Annotated in this window: 15 protein-coding genes; 6 read left to right on the forward strand and 9 right to left on the reverse strand. The window is 70.1% G+C overall.

Annotated elements, in window-relative coordinates; translation table 11 throughout:
• Positions 1 to 10 precede the first annotated feature (10 nt).
• Genes AB0J87_RS02430 through AB0J87_RS02450 form a run of 5 tightly spaced genes read right to left on the reverse strand, consistent with a single transcriptional unit; the run spans position 11 to position 4,907 of the window.
• Positions 11 to 1,681: a thiamine pyrophosphate-dependent enzyme gene (locus AB0J87_RS02430; protein ID WP_363962289.1), complete on the reverse strand. Its 1,671-nt coding sequence runs from the start codon at positions 1,679 to 1,681 to the stop codon at positions 11 to 13.
• The gene (locus AB0J87_RS02435; protein ID WP_363962290.1) at positions 1,678 to 2,448 is read right to left on the reverse strand and encodes an ABC transporter ATP-binding protein; all 771 of its coding nucleotides are present in this window, start codon (positions 2,446 to 2,448) and stop codon (positions 1,678 to 1,680) included. Before AB0J87_RS02435 ends, AB0J87_RS02430 begins: the two co-directional genes overlap by 4 nt.
• The gene (locus tag AB0J87_RS02440; protein ID WP_363962291.1) at positions 2,441 to 3,193 is read right to left on the reverse strand and encodes an ABC transporter permease; all 753 of its coding nucleotides are present in this window, start codon (positions 3,191 to 3,193) and stop codon (positions 2,441 to 2,443) included. Before AB0J87_RS02440 ends, AB0J87_RS02435 begins: the two co-directional genes overlap by 8 nt.
• Complete coding sequence (locus AB0J87_RS02445; RefSeq protein ID WP_363962292.1) at positions 3,190 to 3,969, reverse strand: ABC transporter permease; 780 nt, start codon at positions 3,967 to 3,969, stop codon at positions 3,190 to 3,192. The genes AB0J87_RS02440 and AB0J87_RS02445 overlap by 4 nt, the downstream gene beginning before the upstream one ends.
• Positions 3,966 to 4,907 carry an ABC transporter substrate-binding protein gene (locus tag AB0J87_RS02450; protein ID WP_363962293.1) on the reverse strand — a complete coding sequence of 314 codons (942 nt, stop codon included), beginning with the start codon at positions 4,905 to 4,907 and terminating at the stop codon, positions 3,966 to 3,968. Before AB0J87_RS02450 ends, AB0J87_RS02445 begins: the two co-directional genes overlap by 4 nt.
• 101 nt (positions 4,908 to 5,008) lie before the next feature.
• On the opposite strand from AB0J87_RS02450, the gene AB0J87_RS02455 reads away from it, so the two are divergent.
• Positions 5,009 to 5,779, forward strand: a complete 771-nt coding sequence (locus AB0J87_RS02455; protein ID WP_363962294.1) for an IclR family transcriptional regulator — start codon at positions 5,009 to 5,011, stop codon at positions 5,777 to 5,779.
• Positions 5,780 to 5,880: 101 nt separating this feature from the next.
• Here the strand turns inward: AB0J87_RS02455 and AB0J87_RS02460 are convergent, their stop codons facing one another.
• Positions 5,881 to 6,753, reverse strand: a complete 873-nt coding sequence (locus AB0J87_RS02460; RefSeq protein ID WP_363962295.1) for a MurR/RpiR family transcriptional regulator — start codon at positions 6,751 to 6,753, stop codon at positions 5,881 to 5,883.
• Positions 6,738 to 8,174, reverse strand: coding sequence for a glycoside hydrolase family 3 protein (locus AB0J87_RS02465; RefSeq protein WP_363962296.1), 1,437 nt, complete (start codon positions 8,172 to 8,174; stop codon positions 6,738 to 6,740). The genes AB0J87_RS02460 and AB0J87_RS02465 overlap by 16 nt, the downstream gene beginning before the upstream one ends.
• A gap of 152 nt (positions 8,175 to 8,326) precedes the next feature.
• Between AB0J87_RS02465 and AB0J87_RS02470 the strand changes: the two genes are divergently transcribed.
• Positions 8,327 to 9,790 carry a family 10 glycosylhydrolase gene (locus tag AB0J87_RS02470; RefSeq protein WP_363962297.1) on the forward strand — a complete coding sequence of 488 codons (1,464 nt, stop codon included), beginning with the start codon at positions 8,327 to 8,329 and terminating at the stop codon, positions 9,788 to 9,790.
• Positions 9,791 to 9,942: 152 nt separating this feature from the next.
• On the opposite strand, the gene AB0J87_RS02475 is transcribed toward AB0J87_RS02470, so the two are convergent.
• Positions 9,943 to 10,590, reverse strand: coding sequence for an FHA domain-containing protein (locus AB0J87_RS02475; protein WP_192790024.1), 648 nt, complete (start codon positions 10,588 to 10,590; stop codon positions 9,943 to 9,945).
• A gap of 237 nt (positions 10,591 to 10,827) precedes the next feature.
• Between AB0J87_RS02475 and AB0J87_RS02480 the strand changes: the two genes are divergently transcribed.
• From AB0J87_RS02480 to AB0J87_RS02495, 4 genes are all read left to right on the forward strand, one after another.
• Complete coding sequence (locus AB0J87_RS02480) at positions 10,828 to 11,949, forward strand: citrate/2-methylcitrate synthase (RefSeq protein WP_363962298.1); 1,122 nt, start codon at positions 10,828 to 10,830, stop codon at positions 11,947 to 11,949.
• A complete protein-coding gene (locus AB0J87_RS02485; protein WP_350731236.1) occupies positions 11,946 to 12,242 on the forward strand; it encodes a DUF3017 domain-containing protein in 297 nt (98 codons plus the stop codon). Before AB0J87_RS02480 ends, AB0J87_RS02485 begins: the two co-directional genes overlap by 4 nt.
• 56 nt (positions 12,243 to 12,298) lie before the next feature.
• Positions 12,299 to 13,516 (forward strand): NADP-dependent isocitrate dehydrogenase, encoded by a 1,218-nt coding sequence (locus tag AB0J87_RS02490; RefSeq protein ID WP_355190438.1) that lies wholly within the window; start codon positions 12,299 to 12,301, stop codon positions 13,514 to 13,516.
• A 170-nt stretch (positions 13,517 to 13,686) separates the two neighbouring features.
• On the forward strand, positions 13,687 to 14,691 hold the full coding sequence (locus AB0J87_RS02495) for a polysaccharide deacetylase family protein (protein WP_363962299.1): 1,005 nt from the start codon (positions 13,687 to 13,689) through the stop codon (positions 14,689 to 14,691).
• Here AB0J87_RS02495 and AB0J87_RS02500 read toward each other — a convergent pair.
• A complete protein-coding gene (locus AB0J87_RS02500; RefSeq protein WP_363962300.1) occupies positions 14,685 to 15,371 on the reverse strand; it encodes a hypothetical protein in 687 nt (228 codons plus the stop codon). The genes AB0J87_RS02495 and AB0J87_RS02500 overlap by 7 nt on opposite strands.
• Positions 15,372 to 15,992: the final 621 nt, after the last annotated feature.

Raw genomic sequence — 15,992 nt, forward strand, 5'->3', positions numbered from 1 at the left:
GGTGAGCCTCCTAAGGCTGGAAGTCCGGATCCACGGTCACGGTCACGTCGAGCAGCAGGGGCTCCTCGCGGGCCGCGAGCGACGGGAGCACCTCGTCGAGGGCCGCCGTCAGCTCGTCGTACGAGTCCACCCGCCTGGCGGGGCAGCCCAAAGACCTGGCCAGGCCGCCCATGTCCACCTCGGTGAACGGCGGCCACGGCGCCTTGCCGCCCTGCTTGTCGGCCAGCCGGTCCATGATCGCGTACCGGCCGTTGGAGAGCACGACGAACAGCGCGCCCACCCGGTAGTGCGTGGCGCTCCAGAGCCCGTGCACGCCGTAGAGGGCCGACCCGTCGCCCACGACGGCGACCACGGGCCGGTCGGGGAGCGCCATCCGCAGGCCCACCGCGGCGGGCACGGCGAACCCGAGCCCGCCCATGGCCGCCGACAGGAAGCCGAGCGGGGTCCTGGCGGGCACGAGCCGGTGCAGGTCGGGGCGGGACGAGGGGGTCTCCTCGACGAGCACGGTGTCGGCGGGCAGCCGCAGCGCCAGCTCGCGCAGCACGTGCGCCGCCCGCAACGGCCGCCCCACAGCGGGCAGTTCGGGAACGTCCTCCATGGGAGCCCGTCCCGCTGACAGCGGTTCGGGGATGTCCGCCATGGGAGCACGTCCCGCTGACGGCGGTTCGGGGATGTCCGGCGCGGGAGCCCGTCCCGCGGCCGGTGACGATGAGGGGAGCAGAGCGGCCAGCCGGGCGCAGACGGCCGACGGCGAGGCGAGGTAGGCCAGGTCGGCCGGGCTGCGATGCGCCTCGGCCGGGTCGTCCGTGATCACCGCGACCGACGTCCCCGCCGCCACCAGGGGACCGGGCACGTACGGATACTGCCGGAAGACGGGAGCCCCCACCGCGAGCACCACGTCGTGCCCCGCCAGCGCCTCCCGCAGCCGAACCCGGTCGGCGGGCAGCACCCCCGCGTACTGCGGATGGTCCTGCGGGAACCCGGCCCGCCCCCCGAACGATTCCTGGAACACGGGACACCCGAGCCGCTCGGCCAGCGCGACCAGCGCCTCCCACCCGGCCCCCGCGCCCGCGACGATCGCCGGCGACCGGGCCCCCGACAGCAGCTCCACCAGCGGCGCGAGGTCATCGTCCGGGATGCCGGCGGGCCGCACCATCCGCGCGGGCGCCGCCACCGTCTCGCCCGAGAAGGGCGCCTCCCAGTCGTCCATCGGCACCACGACCAGCGCGGGCCCGCGGAAGGTCGTCGCCTCGTGAAAGGCCCGGGCCACCGCCCCGGGCACGTCCTGCGCGCGTACCGGCTGGTCCACCCGCACCGGATAGTCCCCGGCCAGCCCGCTCAGGTGCCCGGTCAGGAACGGCTCCAGCGCCAGATGCCGCCGGTCCTGCTGCCCGACCAGGATCACCAGCGGCACCCGGTTCACCCGGGCGGTGGCGATGGCTCCCACCGCGTTGCCCAGCCCGGCCGTGGTGTGCAGCACGGCCAGCGCGGGCGCCTCGTGCCCGATCGCCCACCCCGTGGCCATCCCCACCACGGACCCCTCGTGGAGCGCGAGCACGAAACGCAGGTCGTCCGGGAGCCCGGTCAGCAGGGTCACCTCGGTGGAGCCGGGGTTGCCGAAGATCGTGGTCAGGCCGTACCGCCTGAGCACGTCGAACGTGGCGTCCCGGACGGTCGTCATCGCCGGTCCCTCGCCCGCTGGATCTGCCGGTAGACGTGCCCGCGCAACTCGCCGAACCGGGGCAGCGAGCGGGTCGTCAGCTGGTCGCGTTCGGGCGGCAGATCCACCTTCAGGTCCTCCAGGATCACGGTCGGCGACGAGGACAGCACGATGACGCGTTGCCCCAGGTAGACGGCCTCGTCGATGTCGTGGGTGACGAACAGCGTGGTCACCTCCAGGTCCCGCCACAGCCGCAGGATCAGGTCCTCCAGGTCCGCCCGGGTCTGGGCGTCCACGGCGGCGAACGGCTCGTCCATCAGCAGCACCTGCGGCTGGTACGCCACCGCCCTGGCGATGGCCACCCGCTGCTGCATGCCGCCGGAGAGCTGCCACGGATGGGCGTTGGCGGCGTCGCCGAGACCGACCGCGTTCAAGGAGCCGTGGACCAGCTCGTGCCGCTGCCCGGCGGGCACCTTCTTCTCCTTCAGCGGCAGCTCGACGTTCTCGCGCACGGTCATCCAGGGGAAGAGGCTGCGCCCGTACTCCTGGAACACCACGGCCATCCGCGGCGGCGGCCCGGTCACGGGCACGTCGTCCACCCGCACCTCGCCCCCGCTGGCCGGCAGCAGCCCGGCGACGCACCTCAGCAGCGTGGTCTTGCCGCACCCCGACGGCCCCACCACGCACACCAGCTCACCGGCGCCGACGCCGAACGTGATCGAGCGGATCGCCTCGACGGTGCGGCCGGGGCTCTCGTAGACCTTGCGCAACGAGGAGATCTCAAGCACGGGCCGCTCCACTGCCGTAGTACCAGGCCAGGACCCGCCGCTCCACGCGGCGGAAGAGGACGGACAGGGTCAGGCCGATCAGCCCGAGCAGCAGGATCCCGCTCCACATCTCGGCGATCTGGAACTGCCGCTGGAACACCAGGATCGTGAACCCCAGCCCGCTGGAGCTGGCGAACATCTCGCTGATGACCATGAGGATGATCCCGATGGACAGCGCCTGCCGGAGCCCGGTCATGATCTGCGGGCTGGCGCCGCGCAGCACGAACCGCCGCAATCTGGCGGTTCCTCGTACGCCGTACATGCGGCAGGTGTCGGCGAGCACCTCGTCCAGCGCCCGTACGCCCTCCACGGTGTTCAGGAGAATGGGCCACAGGCAGCCCGAGACGATGACCAGCACCTTCATGGGGGTGTCGATCCCGGCCAGCAACATGATCAGCGGCACCAGCACCGGCGGCGGGACGGCCCTGAAGAACTCCAGCACCGGTTCGAGCGTGGCACGCAGCCGCGGCGACAGCCCGATCGGCACGCCGAGGCCCACGCCCAGCAGCCCCGCCACCGCGTAGCCCGCCAGCAGCCGCCCCACGCTCGGCAGCACGTCCTCGACCACCCGCTCGGAGAACCAGGTCTCCGCGAACGCCTGCCCGACCAGGCCGGGGCTCGGCAGGTAGAACGAGCTGCCGCTGACCGCCCACCAGAGCAGCACCAGCGCCACCGGCAGGGAGAGCAGCCTGACGACCCGCATCATGCGGCCACCTCCGACCGGACGCTCGGATGCCACGCCAGCACCCGGCGCTCCAGGAGCCGCACGACCGCGTTCACCCCGATGCCGACCAGCCCGGCCAGCACGATCAGCGCGTACACGGTCGGCACGGCCCCGCTGCTCTGCGCCACCTGGATCTCGGCGCCCAGCCCGGGGCTGCCGATCACGAGCTCGGCCGTCACCGCCAGGATGAAGGCCACCGCCGCCGCCAGCCTGAGCCCGGTCATGACGTACGGCAGCGCCGTCGGCCACACCAGGTGCCTGACCCTGGACCAGGCCGACAGCCCGTACGACCGGGCGGTGTCGAAGGCCACGGAGTCCACGGCCGCGACGCCGTACAGGACCTGGATGAGCACCTGCCAGAACGACGCGTACACCACGAGCAGGAGCGTCGAGCCCAGCGACGGCCCGAACAGCAGCGTCGCCAGCGGCACCAGTGCGACCGACGGGATCGGGCGCAGGAACTCGACGGTGGAGTTCGTCATCGCACGCAGGCCCGGCACGATCCCGATGACCACCCCGGCCGCCACCGCCGCGCAGAACGCCAGCGCCAGCCCCAGCACCCAGCCGAGCATGGTCTCGCCGAGCGCGATCCACAGCTCGGGCGTGGCCAGCTCGGCGGCGAGCGTGCCCAGGATGCGCGAGGCGGGCGGCAGGAACCGCTCGTCGACCAGGCCCAGCCGCGGTACGGCCTCCGCCAGCACCAGCAGCCCGCCGAGGCCGGCGAGCCCATGTCCGAGCCTGCCGAGCGAGCCGGTCACGGCACCAGCGCCGAGACGTCGACCTTCTGCTTGAGCACCCCGTCGGCCAGCGCCAGGTCGGCCACGGTCTGCACGGAGGCCTTGTTGACCTCGACGGGCCACTTCGGCAGGTTGATCTTCGCGATCACCTCGGGCGCGATCTTGGTGTACGTCTTCAGCACCTCTCTGACCTCGTCCGGATGCGCGTCCGCGTACTCCAGCGACTTGCGCATCGCCGCCGTGAACCGCCTGGTCAGGTCGGCGTCGGTCCTGCCCGTGGTGAAGTACATGGCGACGGTGAGGTTGGGGGCGGCGTCGGCGAAGTTCCAGGCCACGGGGCGCGCTCCCTGGCTGACGGCCTGGCTGACGAACGGCTCGACCACCCAGATCGCGTCCACCCGGCCGCTCTGCAGCGCGGCGGGCGCGTCCGGGAAGGGCAGCTCCACGAACTCGATGCCGGTGGGGTCGCCTCCCGCGTTGCGCACGGAGGCCCGTACGGTCGTGTCGCCGATGTTCTTGAGCTGGTTGACGGAGATCTTCTTGCCCGCCAGGTCCTTGGCCGTCCTGATCGGGCTGTCCTGCTTGACCAGCACCGCGCTGAAGTCCTTGCCCTGCTGACCGGTGGAGGAGACGCCGTTGGCGACCACCTTGACGTCGAGGCCCTGCTGCTTGGCGGTCAGCAGCGAGGTCGTGTTCGCGAACGCGAACTGGAACTGCCCGCTCACCGCCCCCGAGACGGCGGCCGCGCCGCCCTGGACCGGGGTGATGGTGAGATCGATGTTCTGCTCGGTGAAGAAGCCCTTGGCCTTGCCGAGGTGGATCGGAGCGGTGTCGACGATCGCGATCACTCCGGCGTTGACCTTGTCTGCCTGGTTGGCCTGGCCGGGGGAGGTCGAGGGCTGGGTGCCGCCGCAGGCCGCCGTGAACAAGGCGGCGAGGACGATGAGAGCGCGACGCACGGCTGCTCCTATTTGTTCGCGATGCGCACATGTATTCTCTGACCGAACAATCCCGTATCGCGGAACCTACGCTCTTGCCGGCTCATGTCAAGGGGATCACGATGGTTGATCATGTGCAGTCGCTGGCCCGGGGGCTCGCGGTGATCCGGGCGTTCAGCGCCACCGACCCTGAGCTGACGCTCAGCCAGGTGGCCCGCGCGACCGGCCTCAGCAGGGCCGCGGCCAGGCGATTCCTGCTCACGCTCGAGGACCTGGGGTACGTGCGCAGCGACGGGCGGCTGTTCTCGCTCACGCCCCGGGTGCTGGAGCTGGGGTACGCGTACCTGTCGAGCCTGTCGCTGCCCGAGGTCGCCGACCCGCACCTGGAACGCCTGGCGGCCGAGGTGCACGAGTCGGCCTCGGTGGCGGTGCTGGACGGGGAGGACGTCGTCTACGTGGCGCGGGTGGCGACGGCGCGGATCATGCGGGTGACGATCAGCATCGGGACCCGGTTCCCCGCGTACTGCACGTCGATGGGGCGGGTCCTGCTGGCGGCCCTCCCGCCGGACGAGCTGGACGCGTACCTGGAGGGGGCCTCGTTGCGCCGCCTCACCTCGCACACGATCGTGCTGCCTGCCGCGTTGCGGGCCGAGTTGGGCAAGGTGCGCGGGCGGGGGTGGGCGATGGTGGACCAGGAGCTGGAGGAGGGGCTGCGCTCGATCGCCGCGCCGATCCGCGACCGTTCGGGGCGGACGGTGGCCGCCGTGAACGTCTCGACCCACGCCAGCCGTACGACCCTGCAGGCGGCCCGCCGCGACCTCCTGCCGCCGCTGCTGGCCACGGCCGCCAAGATCGAGGCCGACCTGACCGCCCTGTCGGTCGCCCGCGCCTGACCCCCGCCCGCGACGTCGGCGGTCGCTTCGGCCACCCCCCTCGACGGGATCCCTCCCAAGGGACGGCAACCGACGTCGGCGGTTGCGCCGGGGCCGGTGGGTCAGCGGTTGCGGTAGCGGTCCGTGGCGTCCCGGGTGGCCCGGATGGCCGCGTCGGCCGTGTCGTACGTCCGCTGCGCCAGCCCCACGAAGATGCAGTCCACGATCAACAACTGGCTGATCCGGCTGGCCAGCGCCCCAGGCCGGAAGGCCGTCTCCCGCCCCGCCGACACCAGCGTGTGATCGGCCAGCTCCGCCAGCGACGACCGGGGGTTGTTGGTGATGCCCACGACCAGCGCCCCGGTGTCGGCCGCGGTGCGGGCGGGCACCAGCACGTCGGGCGTCTCGCCGCTGCAGCTGATCGCCACCACCACGTCGGTCTCCTTGAGCAGCGCCGCGCTGGTCAGAGCCAGGTGCGCATCGCTGAACGGATGGCTGGACAGCCCGATCCGCAGCAGCTTCTGCGACATGTCCGCCGCCACCAGCCCCGAGGCCCCCACCCCGTACACGTCCACCCGCCGCGCCACCGAGATGGCCTTCACCACGTCGCCCAGCTGGTCGGGGTCGAGCTGCGCGGCGGTGTCGGCCAGCGCCTCCGACTCGGCGCGGGCGACCTTGGCGATCACGTCGGTCAGCGGGTCGTCGGGCCCGAGGTCGCCGGGCACCAGCCGCTCCGGCTCCTTGGCCACGGCCGCAGCCAGGGCGAAGCGCATCTGCGAGTATCCCGCGAACCCGAGAGCCCGGGCCGTGCGCACGATGGTGGCCTCGCTCGTCCCGGAGACCGCGCTGAACTCGGTGATCGTGCTGCGCACCACCAGCCCGGGGTCGTCCAGGATGATGCGGGCGATGGACTGCGCCGCCGGGGTGAGCGAGGGCAGCACGGCGCGTACGGCGGCGACCGGGTTCGCGGGTTCGGCGGTCACTGGGTCAGCCATTCTGCCGCCGCCTGTGCGGAGACGCGGGAGATGCCGTGGGTGGCCAGGTGGACGGCCCCGCCGGGCGGCGCCGGCACGCCGGTGTCCACCACGATCACGTCGGGCCGCACCGCCAGCGCCTTGGCCACCGTCGAACGCACCCAGTCGTACCGGGCGGCGTCGTGCACCACCAGCACGATCGGCCGCCCGTCGGCCGCCAGGTCCGGCAGGTCGCCCATGGGCTCGAGCTGCAGCCGGGCCGTGTTCGGCAGGAGGGAGGTGAGGGCGGCCGTGATGCCGGTCGGCGTCGAGGGGTCCACGGCCTTGCTGAAGCGGGTGTTGACCTCGACCACCAGCGGGGCGCGGTCGAGCCGGGCGGTGCCGGAGGTGGTCAGCGCGGCCCTGGCCGCCTCCAGGCCCACGCCCTCGTCCACGTCGCCGCGGGCCTTGTCGCGCAGCGCCGCCTGCGCCCCGTACCACTGGGAGAGCGCGAGCACCCGCGCGGCCGCCTCCGCGAGCCGCTCCTCGGGCAGCTGCCCGGCGCGTACGGCGGCCACGATCGTGTCGCGCATCGCGTGCAGGCTCTCCTCGGTGGCCAGCCCCACGCAGATGGCGTCCACGCCCGCGTCCAGGGCCCGCACCGCGATCTCGCCCGGCGTGAACATGGCCGCCACCGCCTGCATCTCGATCGCGTCGGTGACGAGCATCCCGTCGAAGCCGAGCTCGCCCCTCAGGAGCTCGGTCATGGCGGTACGGCTCAGCGTCGCCGGCATCGACGGATCGAGAGCGGGGACGAGCAGGTGGCCCGACATGATCGAGCGCACCCCGGCGGCGATCGCGGCGCGGAACGGCGGCAGGTCGCGCGCGAAGAGCACCTCGCGCGAGGCGTGCACGGTGGGCAGCGCCAGGTGGGAGTCGGTGACGGTGTCCCCGTGGCCGGGGAAGTGCTTGGCGCACGTGGCCACGCCCGCGCCCTGGACGCCGTTCACGTACGCGACCGTGTGCCGGGAGACCAGGTCGGGCGTGGGGCCGAAGGAGCGGATGCCGATGACGGGGTTGGCCGGGTTGGAGTTCACGTCGGCGTCGGGCGCGTAGTCGAGCGTGATGTCCAGCTCGCCGAGCATCCGGCCGATCTGGCGGCCCACGCGCTCGGTGAGCGTCACGTCGTCCACCACGCCCAGGGCCCGGTTGCCGGGGAAGGAGCTGCCGGCCTGGACCTCCAGCCGGGTGACCGCGCCGCCCTCCTCGTCGATCGCGACGACGGTGTCCGGGTTCTCGGCTCGCAAATGCCGTACGAGCTGCGCATCTATGACGTTGCGGGCGAACAGGACAACCCCGCCCAGACCCTCGCCCAGCGCGCGGCGCAGCCAGTCGGGGACCGAGGTCCCCTCGTACCCTGGGTGCAACACTGTCATCGCCAGTCTGGACAGGTCACCGCTCATCGGCACTTTCCTTCACGGTTGTTGATCTGAAGGTAATTTTCTGTCATCGTCGCCTTCGATACAACCACTTTCCGAGAGGCCACCCCCCCATGCCGAGCAGACGGACTCTCTTGAAGGGCCTCGCCCTCGCTGCCGCCGCCACCGCCGTTCCGATGCCTGCCCTGGCGCAGGACTACGTGCCGCCGTTGCGTCAGATGCGCGGTATGTGGATCGCCTCGGTGGTCAACATCAACTGGCCGTCGAAGCCAGGGCTGACCGCCGACGAGCAGAAGGCCGAGTTCGTCGCCTGGCTGGACGTGGCCGTGCAGCGCAAGCTCAACTCGGTGTTCGTGCAGATCAGGCCGACCGCGGACGCGTTCTGGCCGTCACCGTTCGAGCCCTGGTCACAGTATCTGACCGGAACCCAAGGTCAGGACCCCGGCTACGATCCGCTCGGCTTCGCCGTGGAGGAGACGCACAAGCGCGGCCTGGCCTTCCACGCCTGGTTCAACCCGTACCGCGTCTCGATGCAGCCCGACCCCGCCAAGCTGCACCCCGACCACCCCGGGCGCAAGCACCCCGACTGGATCCTGCCGTTCGGCGGCAAGCTGTACTACAACCCGGGCCTGCCGGAGGTACGGAAGTTCTGCCAGGACGCGATGATGGACGCGATCACCCGCTACGACATCGACGGCCTGCACTTCGACGACTACTTCTACCCCACGAACACCACGGCTTTCGACGACAGCGCCACGTTCGCCAAGTACGGCGCCGGCTTCCCCGACCTGGCCACCTGGCGGCGCAACAACGTCGACCTGATGGTCCAGGAGATGCAGCAGCGCGTCCTGGCGGCCAAGCCGGAGATCGCGTGGGGGATCAGCCCGTCCGGCATCTGGCGCAACAAGGCCTCCGACCCGCTCGGCTCGGACACCAACGGCGGCCAGTCGTACGACAGCCTGCACGCCGACACCCGCGGCTGGGTCAAGAAGGGCTGGCTCGACTACATCGCGCCGCAGCTCTACTGGTACATGGGGCAGCCGCCGGCCGACTACACCAAGCTCGTGCCCTGGTGGTCCGACGTGGCGAGCGGCACCAACACGCTGCTGTGGATCGGCCAGGCCGCCTACAAGGCGGGCGACCCGGCCCAGGCGGCCCAGTGGCAGGCCCCCGGCGAGCTGTCCGCCCACCTGACGCTCAACCGGGACCACCCCGAGATCAGCGGCGACATCTGGTACAACGCCAACGACGTCAAGGTCGACCGGATCGGCTCCATCACGACCGCCGTCAACGACCACTATCAGCGGCCCGCGCTGGCTCCCGTGCTGCCCCGGCTGGCCAACGGCGAGCCGCCGCACAGGCCGGTCCTGGCGTACGCGCTGCGCAAGCCCGGCGGGGTCGAGGTGCGCGCGGTGGCCACCGGCAGGGACGAGCCGTTCCAGTTCGCGATCTTCCGCTTCGGCCAGCATGCGTCCTCGCGCGACTTCGCCGACGCCCGCAACCTGGTCGCGGTCGTGCCCGGCGACCGGCAGGTCCGCTGGACGGACGCCGACGGGAAGCGCGGCGACCACTACTACGTGGTCGCGGTGGACCGGGCCAACCGGACCAGCAAGCCGAGCAACGGCTTCAGGGTGATCTGAGCGCATGCTTCGCCGATAAGCGTCGCCGGCCGGTTTCCTGGCCGGCGACGTGCCCGTTTCCCGTGGGTCGCGGGCACGCTGACGCTCAGGTTCCGACGCTGCCGGAACCCCTCGCCGAAGCCCCGGTCGCGATCAGGCCCCAAGAACCGTCGTCAAGAAGCCCTTCGCCCAGCCGCCGACGGCTGCTCGGCGGGGGTGCCCGTCGACCGCTGTGGTGGCACCACGGGGGTCGGACGGACCAGACCGAGCGCGACGACCTCATTGGCCAGGCGCGTGCGCCGGTTGGTGCCCTCGGGGATCCTGAACTTCTGGTAGAGCCGCAGCAGATGCTGCTTGACCGCGGCCTCGGTCACGACCAGGTCGTCGGCGATCTCGCGCGCGGTCGCCGGGGCGACGAACGCCTCGTCCGACAGCGCCGGCCTGCAGAGCGAGGTCAGCACGTCGACCTCGCGCCTGGTCAGCTCGGGCGCCGCCGCTCTGCGCAGCTCGACCTCCGGGGTGAAGTCCTCTCGGGGGACTCCACCGATGCGACCGCGCGCCGCGCCGAAGGAGACCACGTCGCCGTCGTCAAGGACCCTCCGGGCGATCGGCCTGCCGTTCACCCGCGTGCCGTTCCTGGACAGCCCCAGGTCGACGACGTACAGGTAGGGTCCTCGTCTGACGAACTCGGCATGGAGTCGAGACACACTGGGATCGGTGAGCCGGATGTCGACCCCCCGGCCTCTCCCGACCGTCGTGATCTCGGGGCGCAACGGGACCACCTCGCCAGTGTCCTCGATGCGTATGAACGGCCCCTCCACTGGCGGTTCCTCCCCTTGTGAGGCAGCGTATGAACGGCACGCCTCCACCTGGGCACGGCAGTTCCTCCCCAGGTAGCCCGCCGTAACTATTACTACAGCTCCGGCTTACCCAAACGAGGGGATGCGGAATCGCCTTTGCCGAAAGGAGAATCCGGCGTGAAATTGGTCTGGACCTTTGAGGCCGGTTTTGCCTGCTCACGGGTAGACTTCGGACGAAGATAAGCGGAGGAAACACTCATGGCGGACAAGCCCACGAAAGGCCTGGCCGATGTCGTTGCCGCGTCCACAGCGCTGAGCGACATTGACGGAAAGGCCGGCCGGCTCTTCTACCGTGGATACGACATCCACGACCTGGCCGGTCGCGCGACGTTCGAGGAGACCGCACACCTGCTTCAGCGTGGCAAGCTGCCCAACCGGTCCGAGCTCGACGCGTACGTCGACGAGCTGGCGCAGGGCCGGGAGCTGGGCGCCCTGGCTTCCGCGAACATCGCCGAGATCGCCGAGAAGCAGAAACCGATGGAGGCGCTGCGCAGCCTGGTCTCGCTGGCCGGCGCCGACGACGCGGACAAGGACTCCATCTCCCCCGACGCCAACCTGCGCAAGGCGGCCCGGCTGACCGCGCAGCAACCGCTGCTGGTCGCCCGCTACCACGCCGCCCGCACCGGCGGAAGCGTTCCCGAGCCCGACCCGTCGCTCAGCATCGCCGCGAACTTCCTGCACGAGGTCACCGGCCGCGTCCCCGACCCCCGGGCGGTCGAGATCTTCGACGAGTGCCTGGTGCTGCACGCCGACCACACCATGAACGCCTCCACGTTCGCCGCCCGCGTCTGCGCCGCGACCCTCTCGGACATGCACTCCGCGATCGTCGCCGCCATCGGCACCCTCAAGGGCCCGCTGCACGGCGGGGCGAACGAGCAGGTCATGAAGCTGCTGGAGTCGATCCCTCCGGGCCAGGTGGCCCAGGTCGTACGTGACAAGCTGGCGGCCCACGAGAAGATCATGGGCTTCGGGCACCGCGTCTACAAGACCGAGGACCCGCGCGCGACCCATCTGCGCAAGATGTCCGCCGAACTGGCCGAGGCCGGCGGCGACGACACCTACTACCGGATGTCCAAGGAGATGGAGGAGGTCGTCTTCGAGACGAAGGGCCTCTACCCCAACGTCGACTTCTACGCGGCTTCGGTCTACCACTATCTCGGGATCCCGACGGACCTCTTCACGCCGGTCTTCTCGATCAGCCGAATGTCTGGCTGGACTGCCCATGTCATAGAGCAGCACGCAGACAATAGGCTGATCCGGCCTGACAGTGAGTACATCGGTGAGACCGATCAGAAGTGGAAGCCACTAGAGGAACGTTGAGCCACGGGACCAAGCGTGAGAGCTGGGGGCCGTACCCGCTGATTCTGGCGGGTGCGGTCGTCGGCGTACTCGTGATCTTTTTCGTGAACCCGCGCTGGGGCGGGTTCGCGCTGGGCGCCGTCATCATGATCGCCGCCGCCCTCCGCTTCGCCGGTTACGGTGGGCAGCTGTCCATCCGCAGCAAGAAGGTTGACGTCATCACGCTGGCCGGGTTCGGGTTCGTGCTGGTCCTGACCTCGCTCCTGCTCTACAACAACGAGCTCAAAGCGTTGATACTGTCCCTTTTCGCCTGATGACCGGACGGTCCGATAGCCTCAACGCATCAAAACATTGAAGGGGAACCATTCGCATGCCCAAGATCAAGGTGGAGGGTCCTGTCGTCGAGCTTGACGGCGACGAGATGACCCGGATCATCTGGCAGTTCATCAAGGACCAGCTGATCCTTCCCTACCTCGACGTCGACCTGAAGTACTACGACCTCGGTATCCAGTACCGGGACGAGACGGACGACCAGGTCACCATCGACGCCGCAAACGCCATCAAGAAGTACGGCGTCGGTGTGAAATGCGCCACCATCACCCCGGACGAGGCGCGGGTCGAGGAGTTCGGTCTCAAGAAGATGTGGAAGTCCCCCAACGGGACCATCCGCAACATCCTCGGCGGCGTGATCTTCCGCGAGCCGATCATCATGTCGAACGTGCCGCGCCTCGTCCCCGGCTGGACCAAGCCGATCGTCGTCGGCCGTCACGCCTTCGGTGACCAGTACCGCGCCACCGACCTGAAGATCCCCGGCGAGGGCACGCTGACCCTGACGTACACGCCGAAGGACGGCTCCGAGCCGATCGAGCTCGACGTGTACGACTTCCCCGGCAGCGGCGTCGCGCTGGCGATGTACAACCTGGACGAGTCGATCCGCGACTTCGCCCGCGCCTCGATGCGCTACGGCCTGGCCCGCAACTACCCGGTCTACCTGTCGACGAAGAACACGATCCTCAAGGCATACGACGGCCGCTTCAAGGACATCTTCGCCGAGGTCTACGAGAGCGAGTTCAAGGCCGACTTCGAGAAGGCCGGTCTCACGTACGAGCACCGCCTCATCGACGACATGGTCGCCGCGGCGATGAAGTGGGAGGGCGGCTACGTCTGGGCCGCGAAGAACTACGACGGCGACGTGCAGTCCGACACTGTGGCGCAGGGCTTCGGCTCCCTCGGCCTGATGACCTCGGTCCTGATGACCCCCGACGGCAGGACCGTCGAGGCCGAGGCCGCGCACGGCACCGTGACTCGCCACTACCGCGAGCACCAGAAGGGCAACCCCACCTCCACCAACCCCATCGCCTCGATCTTCGCGTGGACGCGCGGCCTGGCCCACCGGGGCAAGCTCGACAACACCCCCGCCGTGACCGACTTCGCCAACAAGCTGGAAGAGGTCTGCGTCGAGACCGTCGAGGGCGGCCAGATGACCAAGGACCTGGCGCTCCTGGTCGGCGGCGACGCCAAGTGGCTCACCACCCAGGACTTCCTGGGCGCACTGGACGAGAACCTCAAGAAGAAGATGGCAATTTGATCGTTTCAGCTTAAGGGGCCGCCCGCGGGCGGCCCTTTCGCTTGTCCGCTTCCCAGACCATCTCTTGACAGTGACGCGGCGTGGCGCAGTTGATCAGCTGGGTAAGAGCCACCTCGTAACAGTCGTGCGCGTCTCGGGGGGTTCGGATGCGACTGCGTATTTTCAGTGGAGTGGGGCTGTTGGCCGCCGCCGCCCTCCTGAGCGGCTGCGACTCGCAGCCCACCACCGTCAAGATGGCCGACACCAAGGTCGACGCCGCCGCCAAGCTCAAGGCGACCCAGGCTGCCAAGGCCAAGCGCGCCGCCGAGGTCAAGGCGAACGAGCTGGGGCAGATCCCGGTGCTGATGTTCCACCGGGTGATCGACAAACCGGGCTCGACGGACGACAGGACGCCGCAGCAGTTCCGCGCGGATCTGGAGCGGCTGGCCAGGGAGGGGTACGTGCCGATCACCGCCGCCGAGATGGTGGCCGGGAAGATCGACATTCCGGCGGGCAAGCACCCGGTGGTGCTGACCTTCGACGACTCGTCGCCGTCGCAGCTGACGCTCAACGAGGTAGGCGTCCCCGCCCCGAACACCGCCGTCGCCATCCTCAAGGACGTGGCGGCCAAGAACCCGGGCTTCCCGGCGAAGGCCACCTTCTACGTGACCCGCGACATGTTCGGCAAGACCGTACGCGAGGAGCAGGCCCAGATGCTGGGCTGGCTCAAGGACAACGGTTTCGAGATCGGCAACCACACCCGCGACCACATCAACCTGCGCGGACGCTCGCACCAGGAGGTCGACGAGCAGATCAGCACGATCGCCCAGCAGATCGCCTCCCTCTCCGGCGTCCACCCCACCACGATCGCCCTGCCGTACGGCAACCAGCCGAGCACCAAGGAGTGGGCCATGCACGGCAAGGCCTACAACCACCTGGGCGCGTTCCTGGCCGGTTACACGCCCGCGCCGGCGCCGTTCAGCAAGGCGTTCGAACCGCCGGGGATCCCGCGGATCAAGGTCATGGAGAAGAAGGGCGACTGCAAGCAGTTCTGCTCGGAGGCGTGGCTGGACTGGCTCAAGAACAACCCGGACATGCGCTACACCTCGGACGGGGACGTGCGGACCGTGGCGTATCCGAAGTTCAAGAACCCGTACCTGCGCAAGACCTTCTCCAAGTGGGGGCTGCCCTACTGACGGACCTTCCCGAGGACCACTCCCAGTTCGGCGGGCTGCAGGAAAAGGTCGGCCACGTCACTCATGCGTACGTCGAGTCGCCGCGCCGCCCCGGTGGCGAGGTCCACGACGTGGTAGGCAATCTCGGCACGAGGTCCGGAGGTCCGCACGACGACGGCGTCCTCGCCGTCCCAGCGCAGGACGCTCGTGGCCTGCCAGCCCGCCGGCAGCCCCGGCGCGACGGTCCGCGCCGGCCTGCCGGTTGACGTGTCGGTGAGCACGATGCCGTGCCCGACGACGCCGTCCGGCGTGATCTCGCGGGCGAGTGTGGCCGTCGCGCGCCCGGACGGCGACGGCATGGCGCCAGCCGCCAGGTTGCCGGGCAGCGTGAAGCGTCCGACCACCTTGCCCTTGGCCGACCAGACGGTGAACGAGGCCGACGTGGTGTGCCCGGGCAGGCTGTTCGTGCGACGGGTCGTCTTGGTCATGAGCCCCGCGGACGTCCAGCCGACGACCTGCCCGACGGCGGGCAGGTGACGGACGGCGCCGGTGCCGAGGTCCACGATCATCGGGTTCTCCAGCACGGTCTCGTCGTCCTTGTCCAGGTGGTCGCGCTGGATGAGCAGGTGGCGGCCGTCGAGGGAGAACAGCGGGATCTGGGCGCCGAACATCTCGCTGACCGTGCCGCCCTTCTGCCGCACGGGGAGCGCCTTGAGCGGGCGGCATGGGACCGCGTGGCCAGTTCCCCGCCCACGAGGTCAGCCGGCCCCGGGAGCAGCGCCCGCCGGTGCAGGCCGCTGACCATGAACTGGACGCCGGCCACCACGGCAAGCGCGGCCGCGGCGCCGAGTCGAGGGCCGACGGTGGTCTCCGCGGAGAGGGACCGTTCGACCGTGCTGAAGGCGACCCCGCAGGAGAGGGCGGCGCAGATCAGCCAGGTCGCGGTGAGCTGCGGCGGGACGAGTCGTATTCCTGGCGCGCGCCGAATTGGGCCCCGCGGGCGGCCGAATGCGATTTCACCGGCCATGACTCCGAGGAGCCAGCCGATCAGCACGAAGTAAGGAGCCAGAAACATTGATCCGGATGATGCGCTGAAAACACCCGTGGCCAGTCCCGCGCTGGTGCCCATCCACCGGTATCGCCGCGTCACCTGGAGATATCGCAGTATGTGAGGGCCGTTGAACGCGGTGACGTCCACCATTTGGCGGTGTCCGAATCGGTCCGCCTCCACGCGGTGCAGGGGTGAGTTGGCGGCCGCGGCGACCATCGGTATCGCCAATAACAGGAAGACCAGAAAGCCGGTCAGCAACAAGAGTCGTCTT

This window comes from Nonomuraea sp. NPDC049625 (assembly GCF_040675285.1).
Taxonomy (GTDB): Bacteria; Actinomycetota; Actinomycetes; order Streptosporangiales; family Streptosporangiaceae; genus Nonomuraea; species Nonomuraea angiospora_A.